At 66.9% G+C, this 17157-nt stretch carries 15 protein-coding genes; 1 reads left to right on the plus strand and 14 read right to left on the minus strand.

The window, feature by feature from the left end; all coding sequences use genetic code 11:
• Nucleotides 1–157 precede the first annotated feature (157 nt).
• The 13 genes from ACOZHM_RS16165 to ACOZHM_RS16225 all read right to left on the minus strand — a co-directional run bounded on the left by ACOZHM_RS16165 (nt 158) and on the right by ACOZHM_RS16225 (nt 14623).
• A complete protein-coding gene (locus ACOZHM_RS16165; RefSeq protein WP_421570332.1) occupies nt 158–817 on the minus strand; it encodes a ribonuclease HII in 660 nt (219 codons plus the stop codon).
• Entirely contained in the window at nt 814–2106 is a 1293-nt protein-coding gene (lpxB, locus tag ACOZHM_RS16170) for a lipid-A-disaccharide synthase (RefSeq protein ID WP_421570333.1), read from the minus strand. Before lpxB ends, ACOZHM_RS16165 begins: the two co-directional genes overlap by 4 nt.
• On the minus strand, nt 2103–2888 hold the full coding sequence (lpxA, locus tag ACOZHM_RS16175; protein WP_421570334.1) for an acyl-ACP--UDP-N-acetylglucosamine O-acyltransferase: 786 nt from the start codon (nt 2886–2888) through the stop codon (nt 2103–2105). Before lpxA ends, lpxB begins: the two co-directional genes overlap by 4 nt.
• Nucleotides 2885–3340 (minus strand): 3-hydroxyacyl-ACP dehydratase FabZ, encoded by a 456-nt coding sequence (gene fabZ / locus ACOZHM_RS16180; RefSeq protein ID WP_421570335.1) that lies wholly within the window; start codon nt 3338–3340, stop codon nt 2885–2887. The genes lpxA and fabZ overlap by 4 nt, the downstream gene beginning before the upstream one ends.
• Nucleotides 3337–4359: a UDP-3-O-(3-hydroxymyristoyl)glucosamine N-acyltransferase gene (gene lpxD, locus ACOZHM_RS16185; protein WP_421570336.1), complete on the minus strand. Its 1023-nt coding sequence runs from the start codon at nt 4357–4359 to the stop codon at nt 3337–3339. Before lpxD ends, fabZ begins: the two co-directional genes overlap by 4 nt.
• Nucleotides 4360–5042: 683 nt before the next feature.
• On the minus strand, nt 5043–7409 hold the full coding sequence (gene bamA / locus ACOZHM_RS16190) for an outer membrane protein assembly factor BamA (RefSeq protein ID WP_421570337.1): 2367 nt from the start codon (nt 7407–7409) through the stop codon (nt 5043–5045).
• 73 nt (nt 7410–7482) lie between these two features.
• Nucleotides 7483–8841, minus strand: coding sequence for an RIP metalloprotease RseP (gene rseP / locus ACOZHM_RS16195; RefSeq protein ID WP_421570338.1), 1359 nt, complete (start codon nt 8839–8841; stop codon nt 7483–7485).
• A gap of 34 nt (nt 8842–8875) precedes the next feature.
• A complete protein-coding gene (gene dxr / locus ACOZHM_RS16200; protein WP_421570339.1) occupies nt 8876–10066 on the minus strand; it encodes a 1-deoxy-D-xylulose-5-phosphate reductoisomerase in 1191 nt (396 codons plus the stop codon).
• 2 nt (nt 10067–10068) lie between these two features.
• Nucleotides 10069–10893, minus strand: coding sequence for a phosphatidate cytidylyltransferase (locus ACOZHM_RS16205; RefSeq protein WP_421570340.1), 825 nt, complete (start codon nt 10891–10893; stop codon nt 10069–10071).
• Nucleotides 10890–11660, minus strand: coding sequence for a polyprenyl diphosphate synthase (gene uppS / locus ACOZHM_RS16210; protein ID WP_421570341.1), 771 nt, complete (start codon nt 11658–11660; stop codon nt 10890–10892). The genes ACOZHM_RS16205 and uppS overlap by 4 nt, the downstream gene beginning before the upstream one ends.
• A gap of 5 nt (nt 11661–11665) precedes the next feature.
• Nucleotides 11666–12223: a ribosome recycling factor gene (gene frr, locus ACOZHM_RS16215; RefSeq protein ID WP_421570342.1), complete on the minus strand. Its 558-nt coding sequence runs from the start codon at nt 12221–12223 to the stop codon at nt 11666–11668.
• Nucleotides 12224–12270: 47 nt separating this feature from the next.
• A complete protein-coding gene (gene pyrH, locus ACOZHM_RS16220) occupies nt 12271–12999 on the minus strand; it encodes a UMP kinase (protein WP_421570343.1) in 729 nt (242 codons plus the stop codon).
• Between the two features lie 124 nt (nt 13000–13123).
• Entirely contained in the window at nt 13124–14623 is a 1500-nt protein-coding gene (locus tag ACOZHM_RS16225) for an HDOD domain-containing protein (protein ID WP_421570344.1), read from the minus strand.
• Between the two features lie 274 nt (nt 14624–14897).
• Here ACOZHM_RS16225 and ACOZHM_RS16230 point away from each other — a divergent pair, with 274 nt between their 5' ends.
• Nucleotides 14898–15593, plus strand: a complete 696-nt coding sequence (locus tag ACOZHM_RS16230) for an AIM24 family protein (RefSeq protein WP_421570345.1) — start codon at nt 14898–14900, stop codon at nt 15591–15593.
• Nucleotides 15594–16063: 470 nt separating this feature from the next.
• Here the strand turns inward: ACOZHM_RS16230 and tsf are convergent, their stop codons facing one another.
• Nucleotides 16064–16945, minus strand: a complete 882-nt coding sequence (gene tsf / locus ACOZHM_RS16235; RefSeq protein WP_421570346.1) for a translation elongation factor Ts — start codon at nt 16943–16945, stop codon at nt 16064–16066.
• Between the last annotated feature and the right edge of the window lie 212 nt (nt 16946–17157).

Here is a 17157-nt window from a genome sequence, read left to right on the forward strand (position 1 = left end):
GGTGGGTTTGCGGGGGCATGAGCCGCATGGATGCGGCGACTGAGCCTCCAGGGATGGATTCACGGCGTCCCCCGCAGACCCACCGGCGCCGCCCAAGCCAGACGAACCCCGACGGGCCGCTTTTGGTGTTGCTTTTGCTTTTGCTGTTGCTGTTGGGTCAGACGGTAGCAACCAACGCACTGTCCAGGCAATCGCGCACGGGCGCGAAGCTGCGGCGGTGCTGGGGGCAGGGGCCGTGGGTGCGCAGGGCGGCCAGGTGGGCCGGGGTGCCGTAGCCCTTGTGCTGGTCGAAGCCGTATTCGGGGTGCTGCTCGTGCAGCTGGAGCATGTAGCGGTCGCGGCTGACCTTGGCCAGGATCGAGGCGGCCATGATGGCACGGTCGAGGGCGTCGCCGCCGACCAGGGCCTGCGCGGGGCAGGGCAGGCCCTTGGGGACCACGTTGCCGTCGATGCGCGCGAACTGCGCCACGTGCGCCACGCCTTCCACCGCGCGGCGCATGCCTAGCATCGTGGCCTGGTAGATATTGAGCGTATCGATATCCGCCACGTCCACCATCACCACGTGGAAAGCGAGCGCCCGTTGCTGGATCTTGTCGAACAGCGCGTCGCGGCGGAGCGCCGTCAGCTGCTTCGAATCGTCCAGGCCGTTCAGGCGGGGACGGTCCGGGCAGAACACCACCGCCGCCACCGCCACCGGGCCGGCGAGCGGGCCGCGCCCGGCTTCGTCCACGCCGGCTACATAGCGCGGCGCGACCGTGGCCAGCGCCGCGCCGTCGAACAGCGCCAGCGATGCGGCGGCGGCGTGGCGGCGGCTCATCCCGTCGCGCCAGCGTGCTTGCGCGCCAGCAGTTCGGCCACCGCATCGGCCGCACGTGCCGACGCGTCCTGGCGCAACTGCAGGTGCAGGCGCTCGTACGTGTCCTGCAGGTCCAGGCCGCGCTGCGGGTGGTCGAACCACTGCAGGATCGCCGCCGCCAGCTTGTCCGGCACGCAGTCGTGCTGGATCAGCTCCGGCGCCAGGTCCTTGCCGGCCAGGATGTTCGGCAGCGCGAAACGGTCGACCTTGATCAGGCCCAGCGCCTTCACGATGCGGTAGGTCAGCTCGGCGACCCGGTAGCCGACCACCATGGGCCGCTTCACCAGCATCGTTTCCAGCGTCGCCGTGCCGGAGGCCAGCACCACCACATCGGCCGCGATCATCGCCGTGCGCGCCTCGCCGTCCAGCAGGTGCGAGTGGGCGACCGGCAATGCCGAGCGCGACAGCTGCTCCTGGATCAGGCGACGGCAGGCCGGGTTGGCCGCCGGTACCACCACGTGCAGGCCGGGAATGCGCTCGGAGACCTGCCAGGCCGCCTCGAAGAAGGCCTCGCCCAGCTTGCCGATCTCGCCCAGGCGGCTGCCCGGGAGTACCGCCAGCACCTTCGCATTCGCGGGCAGCCCCAGCGCCGCGCGTGCGGCCTCACGATCGTTGTGCAGCGGAATGTCGTCCGCCATCGGATGGCCGACGAAGCGTGCGTCGATGCCGTGGCGTGCGTAGATCGGCGGCTCCATCGGGAACAGGCACAGCACCAGGTCGGCGCTGGCGCCGATCTTCTCCGCGCGCTTCTCGCGCCACGCCCAGACCGAGGGGCTGACGTAGTGCACCGTGGTGATGCCACGTTCCTTCAGCCAGCGCTCCACGCCGAGGTTGAAGTCCGGCGCGTCGATGCCGATGAACACATCCGGCTGCCATTCCAGCGCACGCGTGCGGAACTCGCCGCGCAGCTTGAGCAGGCGCGGCAGGTGGCGCAGGATCTCGGTGAGTCCCATCACCGCCAGCTCGCTCGAATCGAACCAGGTCTGGCAGCCGGCGTTGCGCATGGCATCGCCGCCGATGCCGGCGAATTCGGCGTTCGGGAAGCGCTGCTGCAGCTCCCGCACCAGCCCGGCACCGAGCAGGTCGCCGGAGGCTTCGCCGGCGACCAGCGCGATCCGCAGGGGGCGCGTCGCGCCCGTGGCAACGGTCGGGAAGGCCGCCGTCGCGGTGTCCCGCGCCCCGAGCGCCGCCGTGAGCGGGATGATCTCGGCGGTAGTGCCAGAGGGGCGCTGTTCGACCGGGCCGGTCATCGCAGCAGTGGCCTCTCGGCGTGCTCGATGAAGTCCAGCATGTCTTTGACGTCGGCGCTGTGGGTGGCCTGTTCGGCCAGCTGCACCTTTGCCTCGGCCAGCGGCAGGCCGGCCACGTAGAGGGTGCGGTAGGCGCGCTTGATGCTGGCGATGCGCTCGGCGTCGAAGCCGCGGCGCTTGAGCCCTTCGCTGTTGATGCCGCGCGGGCGGCCCAGCGAGTCGCTGCCGACCATGGTGAACGGCGGAACATCGCCGTTGGTCAGCGCGCCCATGCCCAGGAAGGCATGCGCACCGATCCGGCAGAACTGATGCGCACCGGCGAAGCCGCTGATGATCACGTAGTCGCCCACGGTCACGTGGCCGGCCAGGGTGGTGTTGTTGGAGAACACGCAGTGGTTGCCGACGTGGCAGTCGTGCGCGATGTGCGTGTAGGCCAGCATCCAGTTGCCGTTGCCGATGGTGGTGACACCACCGCCGCCGCCGGTACCGCGGTTGAGGGTGACGAATTCGCGGAACACGTTGTCGTCGCCGATCACCAGTTCGGTGCGCTCGCCGGCGTACTTCTTGTCCTGCGGTTCGCCGCCCACGGCGACATGGCCGATGAAGCGGTTGTTGCGGCCGATCCGGGTCGGGCCGTGGATCGAGCAGTGCGGGCCGACTTCGGTGCCTTCGCCGATCTCGACCTCGGCACCGATCAGGCAGAACGCGCCGACACGTACATCCGCCGCCAGTTTCGCCGACGGATCGATGACCGCGGTGGGGTGGATGAGCGGCGCGTTCATTCGCGGGTGCCGGCGCAGAGCACTTCGGCGCAGGCCACGATCTCGCCGTCGACCTTGGCCACACAGTCGTACACCGCCATGTTGCGGATCACGCGCTTGATCTCCACGTGCATCTCCAGCACGTCACCGGGCACGACCTGCTTGGTGAAACGGGCCTTGTCGACCTTCACCATGTAGAACAGCTTTGACTGCGCATCGCGGCCCAGGGTGAGCTGGGTCAGCACGCCACCGGCCTGGGCCATGGCTTCGATGATCAGTACACCCGGCATGATCGGCTGGGTGGGGAAGTGGCCCTGGAAGAACGGTTCGTTGATGCTGACGTTCTTGGTGGCGACGATGGTGCGCTTCTCGTAATCGATCGAGATGACCTTGTCGACCAGCAGGAACGGGTAGCGGTGCGGGATCAACGCCTGGATCTGGGTGATGTCCGGCAGCTTCTGTTCGTGGCTCATTCCTTCTCCTTGCTTACAGACAGGATGCGACGGGCCAGGGCATCAAGCTGCTTGAAGCGCGCGGCGTTCTTGCGCCACGTGCGGTTGTCGGTCAACGGGGTCCCGGACGAGTATTCGCCCGGTTCGGTAATGGAGTTGCGCACCACGGATTTGCCGGTGATGACCACCTTGTCGCAGATCTCGAGGTGGCCGACGACGCCAACGGCGCCGCCGAGCAGGCAGTAACGGCCGATCTTGGCGCTGCCGGCGATGCCGGTGCAGCCGGCGATGGCCGAGTGGGCGCCGATCTGGACGTTGTGGGCGATCTGGACCAGGTTGTCCAGGCGCACGTCGTTGTCGAGCACGGTATCTTCGAGGGCGCCACGGTCGACGCAGGTATTGGCGCCGATCTCGCAGTCGTCGCCGATGCGCACACCGCCGAGCTGCGGCACTTTGATCCAGTGACCGGCATCCATGGCCAGGCCGAAGCCATCGGCGCCGAGCACGGCGCCGGGATGGATGCGCACGCGCTTGCCGATCCTGACGCGGGTGACCAGGGTGACGCGGGCGATGAGTTCGCAGCCGGTATCCAGGCTGCAGTCTTCGCCGATGATGCTGCCGGCGCCGACGATGCAGTTCTCGCCGACGACGCTGCCCGCGCCGATGGTGACGAACGGGCCGATATGGGCGCTGGCGGCGACCTGGGCGGCCGGATCGATGACGGCGCTGGGATGAATGCCCGGCGGGCGGGTCGGCGCGATGTCGAACAGCGCGGCGATCTTGGCGAAGGTGGTATACGGATCCTTGGCGATCAGCGCGGTACCGGGCGCCGCGTCGGCATCCTCGGCGCGCAGCACGACGATGCCGGCCTGGCTGTCGGCCAGCTGGGCGCGGTAGCGCGGGTTGGCCAGGAAGGTCAGCTGGCCGGAGCCGGCATGGGCAAGCGTGGCCACGCCACGGATGGCGGCGCTGCCATCACCATGGACCTGCAGGCCAAACTGCTCGGCGAGTTGCTGGGCGGTATAGGTAGGAGTGTTCACGCGGCGAGTTTACCGTGTGCCGTGACTTCGGTCATGTTCGGGGCGTCGGTGAGGGGGCTGCGGGGTACAGATTCCGTAGCGCCGGGCTCTGCCCGGCGGCTGATGGTTTCAGGCGAACAGCCCTTGGCCAACGGTTCCCTGGTTTTGGCGGGACGGTGCGGGTTAGCGGGGGACGCCGTGAATCCGTCCCTGGAGGCTCAGTCGCCGCTTGCACGTGTGCGCTGTCCTGCGCACACGGCAAGACCGGGGTTAGGCTCCTGCCCAACCCGTCGGGCGTATACGCCCGACCCATGCGGCTCATGCCCCCGCAAACCCGCCCCGACCCGCCTTTCGACAGATGGTCGGTGGCCAAGGGCGATCAAGAGCGGTTTCGATCATCTCCATGCACATCGGGCGGTTGCGGCGTAGAGACACGCCATGCGTGTCTGCTCTTCCCATCCGCACGCGACCATCTATCGGGGGCGGCCGGCGGGTAGCCCCCGGAGGGACGCTCCAAAACATGGATGTTTTGGAGCAGCCTACAAGGACGTACTTGCGGCGTGTCCCGGAGCGGGGCTGCCCGTCGGCCGCCCCGGCACGTAACAGCTGAAACGCTGCTGTTGGCTGTTGGCTGTTACGTTTGCGCCACGCCACAAACAAAAACGCCGGGCTAAGCCCGGCGTTTCCGTGTGCAGTCAGTGGGCTTAGAACTGCCCGCCGAAGGTGAACTGCAAGCGCTCGATTTCGTCGCCGTCCTGCTTCTTGAGCGGGAAGGCGTAGCTGATCGAGATCGGGCCGACCGGGGCGCGCCACAGCAGGGCGACACCGGCCGAGGCGCGCAGTTCGTTGGCCTTGAAGTTGTCGGTGCCGTTGTACACGTTGCCGACGTCGAAGAACGCCGAGACGCGCGCCGACGGGCTGTCGAACAGGCGCGGGAAGTAGGCTTCGACCGAACCGACGGTCTTCAGCGAACCACCCAGCGGCTGGCCGCGGTTGTACGAGGCGGTGGGTTCCGAACGCGGACCGAGGGTGTTGTCCTCGAAGCCACGCACGGAGTTGGTGCCACCGGCGTAGAAGTTCTCGAAGAACGGCAGGCCCGAGGCGGTGACGACGCGGGTGGTGCCGTCCGGATTGGTGATCACGCGCGAGACGTCGTTGCCGTAGGAGTCGCCGTAGCCGAGTTCGGCGCGGGTGTTGATGACCAGCGACGGGATGATCGGCCAGTACTTGGACACCTGGTAATTGAGCTTGTAGTACTCGACGGTGGAGCCCGGCAGGGTGGTTTCCAGACCCACGCGCTGGTACATGCCGCGGGTGGGCATGAAGTAGTCGTTGCGGGTGTCGCGCGCCCAGCCCAGCTCGGTGCGCCAGGAATGGAAGGTCCTGCTGCCGATGGCATCGATGTAATCGATGATCGACTGCGGGGTCGCGCCCTGGTAGGTGGTGATCTGGTTGCTGTCGATGCCCACCATCAGCGAGACGGTGTCGTTCTCGGTGATCGGCACGCCGAACACCACCTGCGCCGCACCGTTGGTGCTGTTGTACTGCGCGGTGTTGAAGTCGGAGTAGTCCAGCTCGCGCCACGACAGGTTGTAACCCAGCGAGACGCCGTCGTCGGTGAAGTACGGGTTGGTGTAGGAGAAGCCGTAACGCTGCAGGTAGCTGCTGCGCGAGGCCTCGACCGACACGCGGTTGCCGCCGCCCAGGAAGTTGTTCTGCGACAGCTGCACCGAGGTGGTCATGCCGTAGGACTGGGAATAGCCCAGGCCGAACACGAAGCTGCCCGAGGTGGTTTCCTTGACGTTGTAGACGACATCGACCTGGTCGTTGCTGCCGGTGACCGGCGGGGTCTCGACGTCGACCGATTCGAAGTAACCCAGGCGCTGCAGGCGGATCTTGGAACGGTCGATCGCGGCCTGCGAGTACCAGGTGTTCTCGAACTGGCGCATTTCACGACGCAGCACTTCGTCGGAGGTGCGGGTGTTGCCCTTGAAGATGATGCGGCGCACGCCCACGCGCGGACCCGGCACGACCTGCATGTTGATCGCCACGGTACGGTCGGCGCGGTTGCTGGTCGGAATCGGATTCACCTTGGCGAACGCGTAGCCGATGTTGGACAGCGAGTTGGTGATGCTGTCCGAACTGAATTCCAGCAGGGCGCGCGAGAAGATGTCGCCCTGCTTCTGGAACACCATGCGCTCCACATCTTCCTGCGGAAGAATGGTTTCGCCGGTGACCTTGATCTCGGAAATCTTGTACTGCTCACCCTCGGTCACGCCGGCGGTGATGAACATGTCGCGCTTGTCGGGACTGATCGAGACCTGGGTGGAGTCGATGCTGAAGTCCACGTAGCCGCGGTCCAGGTACCAGGAGTTGAGCTTTTCCAGGTCGCCGGACAGCTTTTCCTTGGAATACTGGTCATCGCGGCGGTACCACGAGGCCCAGTTGTGCTCCTTGGATTCCCAGGTTTCCAGGATGTCCTTGGACGCGTACTTCTCGGTACCCACCAGGTTCACGTGCTGGATCTTGGCGGCCTTGCCTTCCTTGATCGCGATGGTGATGTCCACGCGATTGCGGTCCAGCGGGCTCACCGTCGGGGTGATCTCGACGTTGTATTTGCCACGGTCGTTGTACTGGCGGCGAAGCTCCTGGGTCACGCGGTCCAGGCTCAGGCGGTCGAAGGTGCCACCCTCGGTCAGGCCGATGTCGCCCAGGCCCTTGAGCAGCTGGTCGCTCTTGATGTCCTTGTTGCCGGTCACCGTCAGCTTGTTGATCGCCGGGCGCTCCTTGACCGTGACCACCAGGATGTCGCCCTGGCGCTCCAGCTGGACGTCCTCGAAGAAGCCGGTCTTGTACAGGGCGCGGATGGACTCGCCGACCTTGTTGTCGGTCAGGGTTTCGCCACGTTCCACCGGCAGGTAGGTGAAGACGGTACCGGAGGTGATGCGCTGCAGACCATCGACACGGATGTCGCTGACGGTGAAGGGCTCGGCTGCCTGGGCCAGGGCGGGCGCGCCGAAACCGGCGGCGAGTGCGAGGGCAAGCAGGCGGCGATTGGGGAGTCGCGTCATGTCACGTCCGGTTGGAGTCGAATGCAATGTTGCGGGATGCCGGCGCATAAGACGACGACAAAAGGGAAAAAGTTCATCGCTGGACCACACCAAGGATGTCGTTGTAGAACGCCAATCCCATGAGTCCGGCCAGCATTGCCAAGCCGATGTACTGGCCGGCTGCCATGGCGCGCTCGCTAAGCGGGCTGCCCTTGACCAACTCAATAAGGTAATACAGCAGGTGCCCGCCGTCCAAGATGGGGATGGGCAACAGGTTGATGATGCACAGGCTCAGCGACAGCACGGCCAGGAACCACAGGAACCAGTCCAGCCCGCGCTGGGCGCTCTGGTTGGCCACGCGGGCAATGGTGACGGGGCCGGAAACGTTCTGCAGCGAGGCGTTGCCGGTCACGATGCGGCGCATCATGCCCAGCGAATCGCTGGCGGCGCGGCCGGTTTCGCGCAGGGCCGCCGGGATGGCCGCCAAGGGACCGTACTTCAGGGTGGTGTCGTAGGCCGGGGCGCTGGACTGCGGGAAACCGACGCCGATCTGCCAGGTGGGCTGGCCGCGGCCGTCCTTGCCCTGGCGCGGGGTGAGTTCCAGCGCCAGCCGGTCTCCGCCGCGCAGGACCTCGATCATGCCCGGGCCGCCGCGCTTGCCGAGCGCGAGCACGGCAGGGGAGACCTGGTCGGCCGAATCGATGCGCTGGCCATCGACCGCCAGCACCAGGTCGCCCGGCAGCAGCACGCCCTGGGCGGCCGAGTCCGGCAGCACCTGTTCAACCAGGGCCGGCTGCAGGTGGAACTGCCAGGTGAGGCCCACCAGCGAAGGCACCCAGCGTTCATCGAAACCGGCCGGCAGCTGCGACAGCGGCAGGGTGCGGGTGCGCGTCTGGTCCTGCGCATCCAGCACCTCGACCTTGGCATCCTGGCGATCCATGGCGGCCGTGGTGAGGGCCATCGCGGCCTGGCCGGCGGTGACCACGCTGCGCGAATCCACGCTCAGTACGCGGTCGCCGGCCTGCAGCCCGGCGGCCTGGGCCATGCCGGTGGTGCGGCCGATGGTGGCCGAATAGTCCTGCTTGCCGATCACGAACATGGCCCACAGCAGGGCCACGCAGAGAATCAGGTTGGCGAGCGGGCCGGCGGCCACGATCGCGATGCGCTGCCAGACGGTCTTGTGATTGAAGGCCAGGCCGCGTTCGGCCGGATGCACCTCGACCTCGCGTTCGTCCAGCATCTTCACGTAACCACCCAGCGGGATGGCGGCGATCGCGAACTCCGTGCCGGCGCGGTTGCGGCGCATCCACAGCGGACGGCCGAAGCCGACCGAGAAGCGCAGCACCTTCACCCCGCAACGGCGCGCTACCCAATAGTGACCGAACTCATGGAAGGTCACCAGCAGGCCAAGGCTGACGATCATCCACCAGACAGAGCCGAGGAACTCACCCATGGTGGACATCGCGGGAAGGGAACGAAAGGGGCATTCAGGCGTGGTCGATGGCGGCTTGAGTGAGCTGGCGGGCGTGCTGGTCGGCAGCCAGCAGGCCCTCCAGTGTATCGGCGGACGCGATGGACAGTGTTGAGAGAGCGTTATCGACCAGCGCTGGAATGGCTAGGAAAGCGATCCGCCCCTGAAGAAAGGCTGAAACAGCGATTTCATTGGCGGCATTGAGGATGGCCGGGGCGGTGCCACCGGCTGCCATGGCCTGCCAGGCCAGCGCCAGGCACGGGAAGGCGTCGCTGTCGGGGGCCTCGAAATCCAGCCGGCCCTGGGCGAGCAGGTCCAGCCCGCCCACCCCGGATTCGATCCGCTGCGGCCAGCCCAGGCCCACCGCGAGGGTGGTGCGCATGTCCGGCAGGCCAAGCTGGGCCAGGGTCGAGCCGTCGACGAATTCCACCAGCGAATGCACCAGGCTCTGCGGGTGGACCAGCACCTCGATGCGCTCGCCGGGCACGTTGAACAGGTGGTGGGCCTCGATGACCTCCAGCCCTTTGTTCATCAACGTCGCCGAATCGACCGAGATCTTCGGGCCCATCGACCATTTCGGGTGGGCAACGGCCTGGGCGGGGGTGACCTCGGCCAGCTCGGCGCGGGTGCGGCCGCGGAACGGGCCGCCGGAGGCGGTGAGCAGGATGCGGCGCACACCGGCCTGGTCGAGGCTGGCGTCGCGCGAGCGCAGGCACTGGAAGATCGCGCTGTGCTCGCTGTCGATCGGGATGATTTCGGCCCCGGCGGCGGTGGCGCGCTGCATCAGCAGTTCGCCGGCCAGGACCAGCGATTCCTTGTTGGCCAGCAGGATGCGCTTGCCGGCGCTGGCGGCGGCCAGGGTGGAGGACAGACCGGCCGCGCCAACGACGGCCGCGACCAGGGTGTCGCAGACATCGCTGGCCGCCAGCTGGTCCAGCGCGACCGCGCCGGCATGCGGCTGGGTGTCCAGGCCGGCCGCGCGCAGTCCGTCGCGCAGTTCGGCAAAGCGGCCCTCGTCGGCGATCACGGCGTGCAGCGGGCGATGCGCGACGCACAGCGCGACCAGCGCCTGCACCTGGGTGCCGGCGGCCAGCACGGTGGCGCGGTAGCGGTCGGGGTGGCGCGCGATCACGTCCAGCGCGGATGCGCCGATTGAGCCGGTGGCGCCGAAGACGGCGACCTGACGGGGGGCAGAGGCGATGTCCATGCTCAGAACCCGAAGATTTCCTTGCCCAGCGCGAACACCGGCAGCGCGGCCAGCACGCCGTCGATGCGGTCCAGCACGCCGCCATGGCCCGGGATGATGTGCCCGGAGTCCTTGGCGCCGGCATGGCGCTTGATCAGGCTTTCGTACAGGTCGCCCAGCACGGAGGCGAACACGCTCACCACCGAGGTGATGATCAGGCCCACCACGTGGTCCGGATCGATACCCGCGACCCAGCCGAACACCAGCGCCACCAGCAGGCCGGCCAGCATGCCGCCGCCCAGCCCTTCCCAGGTCTTGTTGGGGCTGATGCGCGGGGCCAGCTTGGTGCGGCCCAGGGTGCGCCCGGCGAAGTAGGCGCCGGAGTCGGCCGCCCACACGATGGCCAGTGCGGTGAGCAGCCACAGGTGGCCTTTGTCGCCGCTGGCGTGGATGAGCACCAGCGAGGCCCATGCCGGCACGATGGCCAGGGTGCCGGCCAGCAGCTTGAGCGCGCGCGCCGGGCTGCCCGGCTCCGCGCCGAAGGTGAAGAAGCGCAGCCACAGCAGCGCCAGCAGCCACCAGCCGATGCCCACCAGCGCGGCGATCTGGTACAGCACCAGCGTGCCGGCGTCGGCCCACACGATCAGCACCATCAGGATCAGGTTCAACACCAGCAGCACGGTGCGGGCGAGCGTATCGTCCACGTCGGCCAGCTTCAGCCATTCCCACAGGCCGATCAGGAACACGGCGGCGGCCGCGGCGGCCAGCCATTGGGTCGGCAGCAGCAGGATGGCCGCGATGGCGACCGGCGCCATGATCAGCGCGGCGATGACTCGGGTTTTGGTCATGGGTTGGACGTCTCGGTGGCCAGGGCGGCGATCTGGGCGCTGGTCAGGCCGAAGCGGCGTTCACGCGCGGCGTAGGCGTCGAGCGCCTGCTGCAGGATGGCGGCGTCGAATTCGGGCCACAGCACATCGGTGAACCACAGTTCGGTATAGGCCAGCTGCCACAGCAGGAAATTGCTGATGCGGGTGTCGCCGCCGGTGCGGATGAACAGGTCCGGCGGCGGCAGGTCGGCCAGGGCGACGCGGCTGCCCAGCATTGCTTCGTCGATCTGTTCGGGAAGCAGGCGGCCGGCTGCGACGTCGGCGGCCAGTTCGCGCGCGGCGCGGGCGATGTCCTGGCGCCCGCCATAACTGGCGGCAATGCTCAGCGTCATCACCTGGTTGTCGGCGGTGCGCTGTTCGGCCAGCTGCATGCGGCTGACCAACCCGGCGCCGAAGCGTTCGCGTTCGCCAATGAAGCGCACGCGCACGCCACGCCGGTGCAGCTCGTCCACTTCGCGGTCGAGGGCATTGAGGAAGAGCTTCATCAGCGCGTCGACTTCGTCGCTCGGGCGCCCCCAGTTTTCACTGGAAAACGCGAACAGCGTGAGCGCGGACACGCCGCGCTCCAGGCAGAAGTCGATGGTGCGGTTCACCGCCCGCGCGCCGGCACGATGGCCGATGACGCGTGGGCGACGGCGCTTCTGTGCCCAGCGGCCGTTGCCATCCATGATGATGGCAACGTGGCGCGGCACGGCGGCGGTGGAGCTGCTGGTCGGGGCCTGGGTCATGGGGCTCAGACCGACATCAGTTCCTTTTCTTTCTCGGCCACGACACTGTCGACGTCCTTGATGGACTTGTCGGTCAGCTTCTGGATGTCGTCCTCGCCACGCTTCTTGTCGTCTTCGCTGATGGCCTTGTCCTTGATCAGCGCGGCAATGGCCTTGTTGGCATCCTGGCGGATGTTGCGGATGGCGATCTTGGCGCCTTCGCCTTCCTTCTGCACCTGCTTGCCCAGCTCCTTGCGGCGCTCTTCGGTCGGCGGCGGCAGGTTCAGGCGGATCACGGTGCCGGCGACGTTCGGGGTCAGGCCCAGGTCGGAGGCATAGATGGCCTTCTCGACGTCCTTGATCATGCCCTTGTCGAACAGGGTGATCACCAGCGAATGGCCTTCGGACACGCTGATCGAGGCGACCTGGTTCAGCGGGGTGTCGGTGCCGTAGGCCTTGACGGTGATGCGGTCCAGCAGCGCAGGCGACGCACGGCCCGTACGAATGGAGGTAAGGGTGTGCTTCAGAGCATCGATGCTCTTTGCCATGCGCGTCTGCGCGTCCTGCTTGATATCGTTGAGCATCGCCCGAATCCTGGGTATCACTGGGAATCGGGCGATTATATCCCCGATTAGGCGTTGTCGCGGCCCCGGACCAGGGTGCCGATGTTGTCGCCGTGCAGGATCTTCAGCAGTTCACCCGGCTGGCCCATGTCGAACACGCGCAGCGGCAGGTCGCTGTCGCGGGCCAGGGCGAAGGCGGCGGTGTCCATCACTTCCAGGCCGCGGCGGATCACTTCGTCGTAGGTGAGGCTGTCGAAGCGGACCGCGTCGCTGTACTTGTTCGGGTCCTTGTCGTACACGCCGTCGACCTTGGTGGCCTTCAACAGCAGATCCGCGCCGATCTCGATGGCACGCAGCGCGGCGCCCGAATCGGTGGTGAAGAACGGGCTGCCGACGCCGGCGGCGAAGATCACCAGGCGGCCCTTTTCGAGGTGGCGGATGGCGCGGCGGCGGATGTAGTCCTCGCACACGTCATTGATCTTGATGGCGCTCATGACGCGCGCCTTGGCGCCCAGCTTCTCCAGCGCGTCCTGCATGGCCAGCGCATTGATCACGGTGGCCAGCATGCCCATCTGGTCGCCGGTGACCCGGTCCATGCCGCCGGCCGCCAGGCCGGCGCCGCGGAAGATGTTGCCGCCGCCGATGACCAGCGCCACTTCGGCACCGGCCTGCTGGGCCTCGATCACTTCACGGGCCAGGCGGTTGATGACCTTGGGGTCGATGCCATAGTCCTCGTCTCCCATCAGCGCCTCCCCGGAAACTTTCAGCAGGATGCGGCGATAGATGAGATTGGACATGGTGGCCTCTGGATGCGTGGAAAACGCGGGAATTCTACTGGAAGCGGCGTCACCAGGTGCGGAAAATCTGCTGCACTGCGGCGCGGCCCCGTCGTGGCTTCCTGTAGCGCGTTGCTGACTCCGTTCAGGCCGGCGCGGTGGCGGGCGAACGCGCAATCACGCGGTTGCGTCCGAGGTTCTTGGAACGGTAAAGCACATCGTCGGCGGCCTTCAACAGGTCCTGAACATCGGCGAAACGCTCGTAGCCGCCCTGGGTGGCGACGCCGGCCGAGAAGGTCACGAACAGCGGGCCGCCAGCGACCTCGGCCATGGGCGTGTTGACGATGCTGGCCAGGACCCGGCGCACGACTTCCAGTGCCACGGTTTCGGTGGTGTTGGGCAGCAGGGCGATGAACTCCTCGCCGCCGAAGCGGGCCACGGTGTCGCTGTTGCGCAGCTGTTCCTGCAGTTTGGTGGCGAATACCCGCAGCACCTGGTCGCCCATGAGGTGGCCGTGGGCGTCGTTGATCTTCTTGAAGTCGTCCAGGTCGATGAATGCCACCGACAGCGGCCAGCCATGCCGGGTGGCACGCAGGAACTCCTGCTCCAGCACCGCTTCGAGCTGGCGGCGGTTGAGCACGCCGGTGAGGGCGTCGCGGTGGGCCTGTTCGGCCAGGCGGTTGGCGCGCGCCTCGAATTCGTCGGCGCGCTGGCGGGCCAGGGCGGCGTCCTGCATTTCGCGCAGGTTGCGCAGCGTCGCCAGTTCCTGGGCGTGATCGATCAGCTGCTGCACGCGTGCGGGCGAAATGACGCTGGTCTCGAACAGGGCGCTGATTTCGGGCAGGGCTTCGCTGATGCGGGCCAGGACCTGGTCAAACTGGGCGCTGTCCAGCTGCAGGGTCTCGTTGACGCGCTGCAGGGCATGTTCGCGGGCCGCATCGGCGTCGGTGCTGAGCCAGATGTCGGCCACGGCGCCGGACAATGCGACGCAGGCCTGGAAGGTGTCTTCGGCGGCCGTCGCCGATTCGCTGTGGGCGATGGCGTCGACCAGGTAGCGTGGCAGGTCCCATTGTTCGGCCACCCAGGCGCCGACGTCGGCGTGGGTGCACTCCAGGTGCTCGCGTTCCAGTGCCACCAGGGCGTCGTTGTCGGCCGCCTGGCGCAGCAGCGGCAGGTACCGGTCCGGCTCGCTCTGGGCCAGCACCAGCACGCCCAGGTCCTGCAGCAGGCCGGCCAGCATGAGTTCTTCGGCCTTGCGCAGGCCCCGGGCCTGGCCCAGCAGGCTGGCGGCCAGGGCGCTGAGGATGCTGCGCCGCCAGGCCCGCTCGCGCACGTCCTGGCCCTGGCCTGGCGCGGTCAGCTCCTGGGTGACGGTGAAGCCCAGTGCGAGGCTCACGGTGGCGTTGAGGCCGAGCATGGTCAGGGCCTGGCCGAGGTTCTCGATCCGGCGCCTGCTGGCGTACAGCGGGGAATTGGCGATGCGCAGCATGCGTGCGCTCAACGCCATGTCGATGGCGATGATGTCGGCGGCGGTGGTGATGTCGGTTTCCGGGTCCTGCGCCAGTTCGATAATGCGCAGGGCAATACCGGGTGGCGAGGGCAGGTTGCGGCAGAGCGCCAGGGCGGCTGTCAGCTCGGGAGGCATGGCGGGACTACTGTGGTGATGTGGCAAGAATACATGGAGTACGTCACAGATTTGAGTGCCGGGGCTTGCGTTACTGGATTGAAGTAACCCCTGGGCGCAGGTTTCGACGCGCCTTGCAGGGCAAATCCAACGGGCGAATCGGGTGGCACGGGGCAATGGCGTCTTTGGTACCACATTCGCTACCGGATGGGGGAGTGGCATACGGACGCAAGATGCTGCGCGGCGCGGGGTGGGGCGGGTACCATGCGCGCTTCATAAACAAGGATGCAGTCACATGGCGGTGAAGTCGCTTCAGGAATTTCTTTCCAGCACGCACGAGAAGGATGTCAGTGCAGATGCCTTCGAGCTGGAAAGCCTGCACATGCTGGAAGTCCGGGTGGACGGCATGGTCTGGGCCAAGGCCGGCTCGATGGTCGCGCGCAAGGGGGCGGTGAAGTTCACGCGCCAGGGGATTCTGGAGCAGGGCCTGGGCACGCTGCTGAAGAAGATGGTCAGCGGTGAGGGCCTGCAGCTGATGAAGATCGAAGGGCAGGGGCGCGCCTACCTTGCCGACGCGGGCAAGCAGGTGACGCTGCTGCGGCTGGCGGGCGAGTCGATCTTCGTCAACGGCAACGATGTGCTGGCGTTCGAAACCGGGATCGAGTCGAAGATCACGATGATGCGCAAGGTGGCGGGCATGCTGTCGGGCGGCCTGTTCAATATGCGCTTGAGCGGCCACGGAATCGTGGCGATCACGTCACACTACGAGCCGATGACGCTGGCGGTGACGGCGCAGGGCGGCCCGGTGTTTACCGACCCGAACGCGACGGTAGCCTGGTCGGGCTCGCTGACGCCGGAGATCGTCACGGACATCTCGCTGAGCACGCTGGTCGGCCGCGGCTCCGGTGAATCCCTGCAGCTGCGTTTCGCCGGCGAAGGGTGGGTGGTGGTGCAGCCTTATGAGGAAGTTACTTTCCAGGCCAAGGGCTGACGGCAACGTCTTACGTCTTACGTCAACGGCAACGGCAACGGCAACGGCGTGACTGTCACGTCTTCCTGCATTTGGGCCGGCGGGTGCGGCTTTGCGGGACACGCTGCAAGTACGTCCCTGTAAGCTCCGTCGCCGCATCCATGCGGCTCAGGGTCCCGCAAATCCACCCCCGCCGACCCATTGATAGAGGGCTGGCGGTGTGAGGAGGGCAAGAGCGTGCCGACCAACGGTCGGCACCTACGGCGCTCTTGATCGCGTTTCCGTCGTCATGACAATTCGGGGGTTGGGGCCGGTAGACCCCACCGGGACCGTAGAGCGCCATGGATGGCGTGAACGAGCCCCCATGGATGGGTTTACGGCGTGTCCCGGTGGGGTCTGCCGGCCCCAGCCCCAGCACGTAGAAACGAAAAGCCAAAAAAAGCCCGGCGTAAGCCGGGCTTTCTTCGTTTCATCGCTTTGGAGGCGATAAATCAGGCCAGACCGGCCTGCTTCATCACTTCGGCGGCGTAGTCTTCGACGACCTTCTCGATGCCTTCGCCGACGATCAGCAGCTGGAAGCCAGCCACGTCCGCCTTGGCGGCGGCGACGACCTGCTCGACAGTCTTGTCGCTGTCCAGCACGTACGGCTGGCCGTACAGGGTCACTTCGCTGACGATCTTGTTGATCTTGCCGCTGATGATCTTTTCCAGGATATCGGCCGGCTTGGACTTGTCCTTTTCGGACATCTTGGCCAGTTCGATTTCCTTTTCCTTCGCCACGAAGTCGGCCGGCACGTCGCCTGCCTTGTTGTGCGGCGGCTTCAGCGCGGCAACGTGCATCGCCAGGCCACGGGCCAGCTCGACGTCGCCGCCGTGCAGGTCGACCAGGACGCCAACCTTGCCGTTGGTGTGCACGTAAGCGCCGATGTTGCCGGTGGTGTCCAGCTTGATCATGCGACGGATCTGGATGTTCTCACCCAGGGTCTGGATCGCGGTGGCGCGGGATTCTTCGACGGTCTGGCCGTTGGCCAGCGGGGCGCTCTTCAGCGCTTCCACGTCGGCGGCACCCGATGCCAGGGCGGCAGCAGCGACGTCGTTGACGAAGGTCTTGAAGTTCACGTCGTTGGCGACGAAGTCGGTTTCCGAGTTGACTTCGACCAGCACGGCCTTGCCGTCGGCCTGGGCCAGGCCCAGACGGCCTTCGGCGGCAACGCGGTCAGCCTTCTTGTCGGCCTTGGCGGCGCCGGACTTGCGCAGCGCTTCGGCAGCGGCGTTGATGTCGCCGTTGGCTTCGGTAAGTGCCTTCTTGCACTCCATCATGCCGGCGCCAGTGCGCTCGCGCAGTTCCTTGACCAGGGAAGCAGTGATTTCCACGGGAATTCCTCACGAAAGAAAGGGGTTGGGCCGGCATGGTGGCCGGCCCGTGTGACAGTGATCCTGTCGTCGCGCCATCGGCAGCGGACAGGAGCGGGGGGGGGGCCCCCCCCCCCCCCGGGGGGGGGGCCCCCCCGCGGCAGCGCCACCGTGTCGAACGCCAGCAGCAGTTCGCCTGCGCCTGCCGCGTCGAACCAGGCCGCGCTGTGCGC

The sequence above is a fragment of the Stenotrophomonas sp. PD6 genome, assembly GCF_049199305.1.
Taxonomy (GTDB): domain Bacteria; phylum Pseudomonadota; class Gammaproteobacteria; order Xanthomonadales; family Xanthomonadaceae; genus Stenotrophomonas.

What these genes read in the sequence shown, in the direction of transcription:
- ACOZHM_RS16165 (WP_421570332.1), bottom strand. Translation starts at nt 817, where the DNA reads ATGAGCCGCCGCCACGCCGCCGCCGCATCGCTGGCGCTGTTCGACGGC.
- lpxB (WP_421570333.1), bottom strand. Translation starts at nt 2,106, where the DNA reads ATGACCGGCCCGGTCGAACAGCGCCCCTCTGGCACTACCGCCGAGATC.
- lpxA (WP_421570334.1), bottom strand. Translation starts at nt 2,888, where the DNA reads ATGAACGCGCCGCTCATCCACCCCACCGCGGTCATCGATCCGTCGGCG.
- fabZ (WP_421570335.1), bottom strand. Translation starts at nt 3,340, where the DNA reads ATGAGCCACGAACAGAAGCTGCCGGACATCACCCAGATCCAGGCGTTG.
- bamA (WP_421570337.1), bottom strand. Translation starts at nt 7,409, where the DNA reads ATGACGCGACTCCCCAATCGCCGCCTGCTTGCCCTCGCACTCGCCGCC.
- rseP (WP_421570338.1), bottom strand. Translation starts at nt 8,841, where the DNA reads ATGGGTGAGTTCCTCGGCTCTGTCTGGTGGATGATCGTCAGCCTTGGC.
- dxr (WP_421570339.1), bottom strand. Translation starts at nt 10,066, where the DNA reads ATGGACATCGCCTCTGCCCCCCGTCAGGTCGCCGTCTTCGGCGCCACC.
- ACOZHM_RS16205 (WP_421570340.1), bottom strand. Translation starts at nt 10,893, where the DNA reads ATGACCAAAACCCGAGTCATCGCCGCGCTGATCATGGCGCCGGTCGCC.
- uppS (WP_421570341.1), bottom strand. Translation starts at nt 11,660, where the DNA reads ATGACCCAGGCCCCGACCAGCAGCTCCACCGCCGCCGTGCCGCGCCAC.
- frr (WP_421570342.1), bottom strand. Translation starts at nt 12,223, where the DNA reads ATGCTCAACGATATCAAGCAGGACGCGCAGACGCGCATGGCAAAGAGC.
- pyrH (WP_421570343.1), bottom strand. Translation starts at nt 12,999, where the DNA reads ATGTCCAATCTCATCTATCGCCGCATCCTGCTGAAAGTTTCCGGGGAG.
- ACOZHM_RS16225 (WP_421570344.1), bottom strand. Translation starts at nt 14,623, where the DNA reads ATGCCTCCCGAGCTGACAGCCGCCCTGGCGCTCTGCCGCAACCTGCCC.
- ACOZHM_RS16230 (WP_421570345.1), top strand. Translation starts at nt 14,898, where the DNA reads ATGGCGGTGAAGTCGCTTCAGGAATTTCTTTCCAGCACGCACGAGAAG.